This window comes from Serratia sp. JKS296, from assembly GCF_900215445.1.
Classification (GTDB): domain Bacteria; phylum Pseudomonadota; class Gammaproteobacteria; order Enterobacterales; family Enterobacteriaceae; genus Serratia; species Serratia marcescens.
The window spans coordinates 1-10,368 of record NZ_OCMX01000004.1 but is presented as its reverse complement, the minus strand read 5'-3'; the positions used below and the strand labels follow the sequence as shown (position 1 = coordinate 10,368).

The window sequence follows — 10,368 nt, the reverse complement described above, 5'->3', positions numbered from 1 at the left end:
AAAATTATAGAGAAGCAGAAATATAGAATTGCGGTACTTGATGATGATGAAACCATTGTTCATAACATCACCGGTATACTTGGAACGGATAAGTATATAGTGAAAGGATTTTTTGATATAGAGATATTGGAGCAATCAATATCTAAAGAACCTTATGATGCCTACATATTAGATTGGGTGGTTGGGTCTTCTACGGTGTTTAACACCATTAAGATGATAAGGCATTCAAAAAAAACAAACTCAATGATTTTAGTTCTAACAGGCCAGCTGTCAATAATTCTCGACAAGGAGATATCTAGTGCTATTAACGAGTTTGATATCATCGGGCCATATGAAAAACCGATAAAAGCAAGCCTTATAAAATCAAATATCGATAAATTTTTTCCAGAAAACTAGCCATGAATAAAACCTTACTAGAATATACAGGAAGCCTTTTGTTGGATGGACGATACATAGTATCTCCTTACGGTGTAAGCAAAGAAGAACCTAGCGGAGATATAGTTCCACTAGGCAACCCAAGAATACATAACAGCGCACTTAAACCTATTACGATCAACTACTCTAATATTAGGGAGCTAACAGTCATAAATGGCTTAGGTGTAACACTTGGTGATTCGATTGTTGGAATCACTGCATTACATGCGATAAAAAAAATAAACCCTGAAATAATTATAAACGTTGTTCGCCCTGAGCATTGTCCAGATTATGTAAATGAAATATATTATATGGCAGGCCCTATAATCGACAAAATACAATACATGCCATACGATATTTCTATGACAACAGAATCGGATGTAGTCATAGACATGGGGAATCAGGTGTATTGGTCTGATTTTGATTGTTGTGAAATGCATGATTTTTTCATTAAAAATTTAGGGATTCCCCCTTCTAGTGTATCATTAGATTTGAAATCAAACTCTTGGCTAAGAAACAGTAAGTACGAATCATTTAAGAAAGAGAATTACGTTCTTTTCTGCCCCAATGCAAGCACAGAAATAAGAAGTATTCCAAATAAATATCATAAAAAAATTGTGGAAACATTAAGTCAAAAGTTCAAATCAAGGGTTTTAGGTTTTCATGACGTAGACCATGAAAATTATTTAAATATTAGCAACTATTCCAGAAACACAGCATGTTTTGCTGGAATCATTAAAAATGCCAGTTACCTTTATACTTGTGACTCTTCTGCACTTCACCTAGGCGCAGGTTTCAGAATACCTACAACGTGTATATTCACGACAATAAAACCTGAGTATCGAAGTTTATACTACAAAGATTGCGAGTCGATATATGTTGGTAATTATGAAACAGAGGGGATACACTGTAGCGATGATAGCAAACTAATTAAATCATTGGATAATGAATTTGAGGTGTTATATGAATAAAATATTTTCTAAGATGTTTTATATAATCTTTATTGTGTCATTAAATGCAACAGCAGTCATTGGTGATTTACAGATTGATGGAAACATAAGAAATAAAAATCACGAAAATGCATTTATACTTAAAGCAGATGACTTTGCAAAAATGCAGAAAACCACTATAAAAACAACCACCTCTTGGACACAAAAAGATCGGCAAATAATCTTCCAGGGCGTAAAAGTTGAGGATATTTTAAAAATAGCCGGGGCGCATGGAAAAACTTTAAGGATGAGTGCTCTAAATGACTACTGGGTAGATATACCAATAACTGATGTAGACAGATATGGAATTATTCTTGCTGATACAATGGACGGTCAAAAACTAAAAACGAGAAATTTTGGCCCTTACTTTGTAATTTATCCATTAGACGATTATCCTACAAAGCTTAACAGCCCAACTTATCTATCACGTTTCATTTGGCAAGTGAATAGGATAACGGTGTTATAATGAAGAAAAAATTTTTATTTTTGATAATAGGCATTGCTATTGCTTTGATTTTTGTTATATCGACAATAATTAAATACAATTCAATGCTTTCAGAAAAATCATTGTACGCTATAAGCGGGACTCAAGAAAATTATTCTTGGGCAATCGCAAAATTTTCAATTCAACTATCTGAATTCTATGCTCTTGTAAAAAACAACAACCAAGACTTAGATAAAATAAGGGAAAAGCTAGATATTCTTTACTCGCGCGTACTTGTAATACGACAACATAGCGAATCGACAGCTCCTCTTTATACGCAGCCTGGATACAAAGAGAACATAGACACTATCTATCACAAACTCGAAGAAATAGACTCATATGTTAATACACAAATACCTGATTTAAATAAAGTTATACAACTAGTAAATCAAATAGAGCCGTACTCGAAAAAGTTAAACAATCTAGCAGATCACGCCGAAGTTAGTCAAAGAACAAAAGCTCTAGAAGATTACAAGCAGAAAAGGAAACAGCTTTATATATTGCTTTCCATTACAACAATACTTATTACTGCTTTGTTTTTAATAACCGCAATCTATTTATACAAATTAAATAGGTTGTTAGATTCAGAAAAAAAAGCTTTTAACAATAAGAATGCGTTTTTAGGAGTTCTCGGGCATGAGTTAAATACATCCCTGCAAGCAATCATGTCTTCTGTCGAATTAATTGTCCTAAGAAAAGACAATGGTGATATAAAGCAGCTTGAGAGGTTGGAGACAGCATCAATGAAAATGGCTCACCAAATGAAAGGTTTAGCTGAATTCGCGAAGGTAGACAATGGTAACGTGGAAATATCAAATTCAACATTCAACTTATCTAAGTTAGTAGTGGATACTGTAAATGATTGTATTTCAATCGCAAAAAAACCTACTATAGAGGTATCATTAAGAAATATTACCAATGAATACATTGAAAGTGATCCATCAAGGATTATGCAAATCGTTGAAAATTTGGTGACGAACGCAATAAAGTATACTGATGATGGCTTTGTAAAAATTGATGCGTATTTAAAAAACCCGACATCTCTGATCATAATGGTTGAAGATTCGGGAAGGGGGATACCAAAAGACAAACTTAAATCCATATTCACACCCTTCATAAGAGTTGGTGTTAACAACAAAACGCCTGGTTTCGGTATGGGTTTAGCTATAGTCAATGGTGTTATAAAAGCCATGAATGGAACTATCGAAGTAAAAAGTGACCTTGGGAAAGGTAGCTTGTTTACTGTTATAATACCTGTGAAGGTGTCTTCTCCAGAAAAAATCGAAGCATTGAATGAAAGTGAAAGTGTAGACTTTAAATATAAAGGGCTAAAAGTTTTGATAATCGATGATAACGAAATGGTTTGTGAATCCTTAGCCGCCGTATTACAGCGTGATTTTAGAGTTGAATTCATCACATCGCCCGAAAGAGCTCTGGAAAAGTTGCTCAGGAAGCCTTATGACATAATCTTGAGCGATCTACAGATGCCGGTGATGACCGGTAATGAAATCCATAACAAGGTAAGAAGCTTAAATGGGCCGAACAGGAAGACTCCATTCATCTTTATTAGTGCCTACACAGCTGAGAGTCCTGTACCTGGTGTTACCCTGCTAACCAAACCCGTAAGAGTTCGGGATATTAGCAAGGAAGTTAATTTCATCATGGAAAAAACAACAAAAAATTAGGTATTCAAGGATACAAACAGCATCCTTCGTTACTCTTTTTCTGGCTATAGAGGATATATTCGATATATCCTCACATTCAATTACGTGAGTTTTGCGCTATAAACGGAAGGTAATCTACAGTTTAAAGAAGCCGACTCTGACGCCTACTTTTTGTTGTTGCTGCTTCATGAGGCTCATCTTCGCTTCCTGGAACTGCTTGATGCTCATGCCTTGCTTGATAGCTCTTTGTGGATCACTCAGCACTTCAACCTTGTTGAAGTTAACGCTGCGGTCGATTCCCATGACACCTTTATTCTCTATCACCCAATTGTTGCGCTTAGTCTCCTTGTAACCTTTAACCTCGCCTTGTTTATCGAACAAAGGAACTTTAACCGTTGTCTCACCTTCCTTCTTGATCTTGATAACGCTTCCCTTATTCACCTTCTCACGCAATAGCTCCCCAGGAAGATTTGTCCCCCAAATCGTAACCTCTTTGCCGCCCTTTATAGTCTTCAATTGAATGTAGTTTTGGCGCTTATTTTTCGGGTCATTTTTAAAATGAGTTCTCCCAAAGTCTACAACCTCATACATATTCCGGGTGCGGTCAGGTTCGGACGTTAACTTATGTTTCAAGGCAAAATCATGTTTATGTGTAGCTTTTACGTTATACCCTTTTTCCTGCAATTTATGAGCGAAGCCTGAGCGCAAATCTCGTAAGTCTGCTTTTCGTATATTTATTCTTACACCAGAATTATCGGGAATGCGCAAAACAACATGAACGTGAGGATTATCAGTATCGTTGTGATAAGCCATTATAAAGCGGTTGTCAGGGTATTTTTCTTTAATGACGCTCTGAACCGAATCAAGCATATCTTCCTGGGAAACACCAACAACGGCATTAGTGTTAAACATCATGTTATGCGAAATATTTGGATTTTTATCATCATCAATTCTTAGCCGGTCTTCGGGGGAGATCATATAGTCGTAGGCATCCGACATATCCTTTCCACCGTCATACTCACGTCCTTCATCATCCCTCAGCTTGAGATCGGCATCGCGGCTAATGTAATTTATAGAGTTTTTTATACCCTTGGCGGTTTTAGCGTTACCGGTGATCTTCACCATCACTTCGCGACTAGCCCCTTTAGAAGCGATACGCTGTTTTACGCCTTTCTGATAAGCATCACCGCCATTCCTGGCTTTATGCGCTAAAGGGTTCTTAGCAGCCCGCTCACTTCGGGCTTTCTTGATTTTATACTCCTTATCAATACTAACGCCCATTTCGTGCACCTCTCTTACGGTAATTGCTTCTATTAATACCAAGTGTGGTTAGTTTATCAACCTGCGCTTTTAACGCTTCAATGTTGTCATTAAGCCGGTGCACATCCTCTAAAAAACCATCATCATTGATAGTTAACACTTGTTTTTTTGAAATGATGTAGTGAAGGTTCCTCCCTACTACATCTACAGCATTTCGCGCACGCCGGAGTTCTGCAACCTCATCCGGGTAAAGCGCCGGGTCGCTACTTAATGATGAAGCCAACCTGAACCTTGATTCCTTTGACAAAGACCAACCATTTTTAATGGCTTCACCCTGCAATTTCTCTTTAAGTTCCTGGCTAACCTTTATATTCAATTTTTCAGAGTTATCAGCAAAGTCAAAATCCTTTGCTTCATAGCTAAACCCTTCATTATTGGTTATAATTGTCATGGCTATTTTTTTTAATAATGATGCCGGGGTTAATCCAGCCTTAGCCGCCTCTAATTTTAAAATTTCGTCATCATTGCGGTCTAACCGTATTTGTATTTTTTTGCTTTCATCTTTCATCGAGAGCCTCCGGCAGCGGTTGGCAAATGGCTACATATACGGAATGAAATGACGTCATATGTGGCTTATTTGCCTATCTTGCATCGAGTTGTGATCCTTTGCAAGTCCGCTTACCGTCCACATACTGCTGATTTATTTTATTATTCGCTGATAAAGCAAGGAGTTAACGCATCTAGATGTTTTCGCTACGCGAAACCATCAAGACAACGGAAATCACACCCAGGTCGCCGCTATGCGTCAACCTGGCCGCTCACCGTTGCAGGTGCGTTAGAAATGGCACTGTGTCGCTTAGATTAATTTTAGGCTTAGCAGGGCGGAGGGAGGGGTTTCGCGCTATGCAAGTATGTAACGCCTTCGGCGGCTGCGGGGGAATGAAACAAGGGTGATCTTCTGTGACGTTCTTTTCCCCCTGACATGCCCTTTCGGGCATAAAAAGAGGGAGCCTAAGCCCCCTCAATCCAATTTTATCGAATTTGCGTCAAATCGTATTTTCGTCCATACCATTCGACTAATTGCGCCGGAGTCTCTTTTGCCTCAAATGCCTGTAGAATGAAATCCTCACTTAACGACACATCTTCCATCGTCACCCCGTATTTATGCTCAAAAATCCGTTTAACGCCTGCTTTGTAGTAGTGAATTGACTTCATATAAAACGCCTTGTCGGTCATAGTGCATACCCTCGCAGATAGTCTACCCACCAACGCAAGTCGTCCCATGCGTGCGCTTTCATTGCCGGTATGCGCGTTTGTTTACCGCTTGCGAGCTGATTTGCTAGCTGTATAATGTCAATTGGCATCTTTAATTCCTCGACAGTCTTAGATTTGCCTGAGAGCCGGATTGTTAGCGCAACCCGGCTTTCATTTTTAGAACGGTTGGATCACTTCATTCACTTCTTTGATGACATATTTTTGTTGAGGGTTGTTCTGACCGAAAACATATGCGGCATCATATTGATTCAATGCATTGGTGATAAAGTGGCATTCAACCAATTCACCATTTACATTCTCAGCAATAAAAACCACGTCAAAACGAGTTAACCGGAGGGTGTCAATGTTGCGGGTAATATTGTTCATAACGTAAACTCCAATCACCTTCGGGGTGTACCGATCGAATCGCTATTGATTCAATAAATTCATTATACATCGTTTGATATCTGGTGCAACTTTTTTATTCATTAATTTAAATTTAACTATGTGTTTCAAACTTTAATTTGATGTCGGGTTGTATATTCTGCGTAATATCGATTGCCGTCTATATTTGCAGGGGTCAGGGTAATAATATACCCGGAGCCTGATTTTTCCACGGCTTCCAGCGGATAATAAGACCGGTTTAATATATTTAGAACCATGTCACCTATCACTAGTTCTTTAGTTTTCTTTTCCATCTTGTAGCCCTCTGCGGTAGTGAACATTATCGTTTCGATAAATTCATTATACATCGTTTGATAACACTTTCAATATAAGATGAAAAAATAAGGCGGGTTTCCCCGCCTTTTTATTAATTTGTTTTTTCTAACTGTTTTTTGCCTCTTGCTTTCCTTTGTCCGCTTGTCCCATACATTTCGCGGATTTCTTCAATTGTATGTGTTTTCCTGTTGTATATGCTTTTATGCTCTTCCGGTCTGTAATACCATTCTTTTTTGGTTGGTGCCCATTTGCATTTTAACGCTTTGAGCATGTCTTTATGGTTTCGGGTTTCCCCTCTAATCCACACCCAATTACCAATAACCTCGAAGATCACCCCTTCCATTGTCACGAGTGTTTTTAAAACACTCTCAATTTCTTCTCCATAGTTATAAATATCATCTTCATTCATGGATTGAAATTGCTTAATCTTTTCTAAATTATTGACGAGAAACTCATACGCAGCATTGACCATTTTCATCATCTCTGCGCCGATTGGGTTTTTATCTGGGTGATACTTAACAGCGAGGCGTTTAAACGCTTTTTTGAGTTCTGCCTGATTAACTTCACCAGTTAAACCGAAAACATTGAGGGCTTCTTGAATATTCATGATTTTGTTCCTATCGCCGATCGGGGCGTACCGTTCAAATCACTGCTGATTTGATAAATTCATTATACATCGTTTGATATCAAAATCAATATCATTATGCGCGTAAGCGCATGAAAAGCGGCATAAAAGAGTTAAATATTACGCAGAGGTTAAACCGCTGAAGCCCGCCCTGGGCGGTACGATATTTCATAGGCAACATCACCCCCCCCCTCCCTGCAAAGCCCATACGGCCTCACAGGCGGATTATGAGTAACTACTTCCCCTTCCCTCGGTGAGCGGTCAGAACGTCGTGCAGCGACGTTTTGAGCGTGATTTCCGAGGCGTTAGCGGCTGCGCTTGCGCAGACGGTTACGGGGGAAGATGCAGAGGACGAACAGAAAAGGAAAGAATGCCATCAAAATTGTCGCCGGCAGCTGGGCGCCAACGCCAAAAATGATGGTCTTTTTGCACCTGGCGCCCAGCTGCAGGACGTTGTTTTGATGTCAAATGGACAGATACGGGTGCTTACCAGCCAGCAAGAGCAAGTAGTTATACTCTCCTACGGTTAAGGTTCCGCGCGTGTTTGGATTCTCCTTGGACTGCCAGCTACGCGGCAAGCAGCCAAATAGTTCAGCGGCTTGTTCGACGCTCAATCCGGCCTCTTCCCGCGTTCGCTTAACCTCATCAGCAGACGGTTTATGCTGTACCGTCATCAGTGCCGGTTGTTTCTGCGTCAAAACATGCTGCGGATGTTCACCGGCCAGCAGCAGCAGAAACTGGAACTCTCCGGGGCGTATGCCGATCGTCTCTTTTGACGTTTCAGACTCCTTTTTCTGCCACGTTGCAAGCGTCACGCCGAACAACGCCGCCAATTCTTTTTGCGTCAGGCCAAGCTGATTTCTCAACTTAGCAATTTCGGTACCGGTAGCTATCATTCTTCGCCCTTAAAGAAATCAGAGTCGAGTAAAATTTTTGTTGAGCGCAATTTAGGTAAATCCAACACTTTCAATTCTTTTTTACTGTTTGCGGTAAACCGAGTAACCTGATCTTCAAATTCCTTTTCAGTTCCGTCAGGAAAGCGCTTACGTTTAATCCGTGTGAATACGGCCTCTAACTTGCCGTCATCCAACTTAAACACTTCTGTTTTAAATGTATTCATGCCGCTGGAACCGGCATGATGATATACGCAGGTCTTAGACATTACTTTGCCCTCTTAATTGACTAATAAATCCAACGAGTCGGATAACTTCATCCATCATTAACCCTTTAAGGTTAATTTTATAGTTATCGTAGCAGTAGCGCTGAACCTCGCCGCCGATCCCCTCGTGATTCAATTCACAGACTCTATCACTGTGACCGTAACGAGGCCGCTCTACGCTGACTAAGCGCTCCAACGCATCGATAAACCACCCCTTCACCTGCTGCCGTTCGGCCTCCCTTTCCCGATCGATGGCCGCTTTAGCGAGCTTGTCCTGGGCACCGTCCAAAAGCCGCTTACGAATATCACGACTGATCGCCGTTGGTGTTCTACTGTGGGAAATATTAATCACATTGTCGCTGCTGTGGCCGATCACGCCAAGCAACCGGAACTGGTGATAGGAGCAGGTGATTATGATGCTGTAATGCCGGTATTCAGGAGAGCGCAAGACTTGACGCCATTGTTCAGACTTTAGGCGGTCGATGTGCCACCCATCGCCAAGTAGCAAGCAGACTTGCTCTAGAGTAGTAATTTGCTGATTTGAAAACTCTTGCATGTTGTACTCCTATCGCCAATCGGGGCGTACCGTTTTAATCTTACCGTTTGTCGGCGGTTAAATAGACTTCATCCCCTGCCCGTTTACCCACTGCGATCACAAGCAGGACGATTTCGTGGTCGATGACTTCGTAAACCAGTCGATAGCCGGACGACCGTAGTTTGATTTTGTAGCGGTTCTGGCGGCCACTGAGTCGGGAGGCTGGGACATGTGGATTCTCCAATCGCTCAGCCAGCTTTTTTTTCAGCTGCTCCCTGATCGGATGCCCCAGCTTTTCCCACTCTTTCAGCGCCCGCTTCTCAAACTTGAGTTTATAGGTCATCGAGAGAAACGCTCACGTACTCGGCATCTTTCATGCGCTCATCAGCGATTTGATTGAGCTCCGCATCTTCGGCCAGTTCGCGATAGTAGGCAAACAGCTCAGGGGGAACGCAGTAGAACGCCGGTTCGTTGCGATTGAGGATCGCGATCGCTTCACCGTCTCCGTCGGCAACGGTTCCCATCGGATTTTTTTTCAGGTCGGTGATAGACGCCGCCGTAGTGGTTAAGATCTGGTAAGCCATATTGCTCCCCTCCTTTACATCGAGTTAGAACACCAATATTAGCACCATTAAAAGTACCTTTCAATGTGTTCTAGCTGTGGAACTCATCTTCGAACGGTTCCATTAATTCATTAATATATTTAACACCAACTTTATCTTTTATATCTTCTTTCAGTCGCTGGCAGATTAATTTGACAGCGCTTGTTTTAGCTGCCGTTTCGATTTGGCAATCATAAAGGCGTTCTAGCATGTATGTTATTTTTGTTATATTTGAACCGTATTTTGAATGGGCATAAATTAAAAACTTCCCCCCTTCTTTATCGTTGAACTTTTCCATAAAAATGGTTGCTTGCGAGTCTTCATCATAGTCAAACTGTTCAAGAACAATTTTCTTTATTTTCTCTGGAAAGCTCACTTCAATAAAATCTATCTGCTCCCCTTTTAATTTATCGAGGAACTCAGAGAAGGAGGGATAAACTTGAGCAAACGAAATAAATTTATCGGCAGGAACTGAGCAAGTATAAAAGCAATGAATGCCGTCATCCATTTTTGATTGAAAACCTAAATCACGGTCATAGTGACTTTTACAAAACTCGACTAAATCAGTTAACGCATTTTTTTCAGACAACCGCTCGTCTGCTATTATCGTCTGTTCCTGGATTTGTTCGTAGTAGTCAACATCACCGGCGCTGATCGCTTCC

Annotated in this window: 15 protein-coding genes and 1 pseudogene; 4 read left to right on the top strand and 12 right to left on the bottom strand. The window is 40.6% G+C overall.

Annotated elements, in window-relative coordinates; translation table 11 throughout:
- The 4 genes and pseudogenes from CRO23_RS24690 to CRO23_RS24675 all read left to right on the top strand — a co-directional run.
- A pseudogene (locus CRO23_RS24690) lies at nt 1–396 on the top strand (response regulator); the annotation flags it as partial.
- A 2-nt stretch (nt 397–398) separates the two neighbouring features.
- A complete protein-coding gene (locus CRO23_RS24685; RefSeq protein ID WP_097103384.1) occupies nt 399–1,385 on the top strand; it encodes a glycosyltransferase family 9 protein in 987 nt (328 codons plus the stop codon).
- Nucleotides 1,378–1,869, top strand: coding sequence for an oxidoreductase (locus tag CRO23_RS24680; RefSeq protein WP_097103383.1), 492 nt, complete (start codon nt 1,378–1,380; stop codon nt 1,867–1,869). The genes CRO23_RS24685 and CRO23_RS24680 overlap by 8 nt, the downstream gene beginning before the upstream one ends.
- The gene (locus tag CRO23_RS24675) at nt 1,869–3,572 is read left to right on the top strand and encodes an ATP-binding response regulator (RefSeq protein ID WP_097103382.1); all 1,704 of its coding nucleotides are present in this window, start codon (nt 1,869–1,871) and stop codon (nt 3,570–3,572) included. Before CRO23_RS24680 ends, CRO23_RS24675 begins: the two co-directional genes overlap by 1 nt.
- 114 nt (nt 3,573–3,686) lie before the next feature.
- Here the strand turns inward: CRO23_RS24675 and mobP1 are convergent, their stop codons facing one another.
- The 12 genes from mobP1 to CRO23_RS25175 form a co-directional block, all read right to left on the bottom strand.
- Nucleotides 3,687–4,832: a MobP1 family relaxase gene (mobP1, locus tag CRO23_RS24670; RefSeq protein WP_097103381.1), complete on the bottom strand. Its 1,146-nt coding sequence runs from the start codon at nt 4,830–4,832 to the stop codon at nt 3,687–3,689.
- Nucleotides 4,822–5,379 carry a DNA distortion polypeptide 1 gene (ddp1, locus tag CRO23_RS24665; protein WP_097103380.1) on the bottom strand — a complete coding sequence of 186 codons (558 nt, stop codon included), beginning with the start codon at nt 5,377–5,379 and terminating at the stop codon, nt 4,822–4,824. Before ddp1 ends, mobP1 begins: the two co-directional genes overlap by 11 nt.
- Nucleotides 5,380–5,843: 464 nt before the next feature.
- Nucleotides 5,844–6,047: a hypothetical protein gene (locus CRO23_RS24660; RefSeq protein ID WP_089197825.1), complete on the bottom strand. Its 204-nt coding sequence runs from the start codon at nt 6,045–6,047 to the stop codon at nt 5,844–5,846.
- A gap of 195 nt (nt 6,048–6,242) precedes the next feature.
- Entirely contained in the window at nt 6,243–6,452 is a 210-nt protein-coding gene (locus CRO23_RS24655; RefSeq protein ID WP_085337717.1) for a hypothetical protein, read from the bottom strand.
- Nucleotides 6,453–6,577: 125 nt separating this feature from the next.
- A complete protein-coding gene (locus CRO23_RS24650) occupies nt 6,578–6,763 on the bottom strand; it encodes a hypothetical protein (RefSeq protein WP_141398645.1) in 186 nt (61 codons plus the stop codon).
- A 113-nt stretch (nt 6,764–6,876) separates the two neighbouring features.
- Complete coding sequence (locus tag CRO23_RS24645) at nt 6,877–7,392, bottom strand: J domain-containing protein (protein WP_097103379.1); 516 nt, start codon at nt 7,390–7,392, stop codon at nt 6,877–6,879.
- Nucleotides 7,393–7,874: 482 nt separating this feature from the next.
- The gene (locus CRO23_RS25355) at nt 7,875–8,306 is read right to left on the bottom strand and encodes a helix-turn-helix domain-containing protein (RefSeq protein WP_230298461.1); all 432 of its coding nucleotides are present in this window, start codon (nt 8,304–8,306) and stop codon (nt 7,875–7,877) included.
- The gene (locus tag CRO23_RS24630) at nt 8,303–8,572 is read right to left on the bottom strand and encodes a hypothetical protein (RefSeq protein WP_097103378.1); all 270 of its coding nucleotides are present in this window, start codon (nt 8,570–8,572) and stop codon (nt 8,303–8,305) included. The genes CRO23_RS25355 and CRO23_RS24630 overlap by 4 nt, the downstream gene beginning before the upstream one ends.
- A complete protein-coding gene (locus CRO23_RS24625) occupies nt 8,565–9,125 on the bottom strand; it encodes a hypothetical protein (protein ID WP_097103377.1) in 561 nt (186 codons plus the stop codon). Before CRO23_RS24625 ends, CRO23_RS24630 begins: the two co-directional genes overlap by 8 nt.
- Before the next feature lie 40 nt (nt 9,126–9,165).
- Nucleotides 9,166–9,447, bottom strand: coding sequence for a type II toxin-antitoxin system RelE family toxin (locus CRO23_RS24620; RefSeq protein WP_060452204.1), 282 nt, complete (start codon nt 9,445–9,447; stop codon nt 9,166–9,168).
- Nucleotides 9,437–9,688, bottom strand: a complete 252-nt coding sequence (locus CRO23_RS24615; protein WP_085337699.1) for a type II toxin-antitoxin system Phd/YefM family antitoxin — start codon at nt 9,686–9,688, stop codon at nt 9,437–9,439. The genes CRO23_RS24620 and CRO23_RS24615 overlap by 11 nt, the downstream gene beginning before the upstream one ends.
- A gap of 70 nt (nt 9,689–9,758) precedes the next feature.
- A partial coding sequence (locus CRO23_RS25175) for a hypothetical protein (protein ID WP_176519347.1) occupies nt 9,759–10,368 on the bottom strand: 610 nt, incomplete at its 5' end.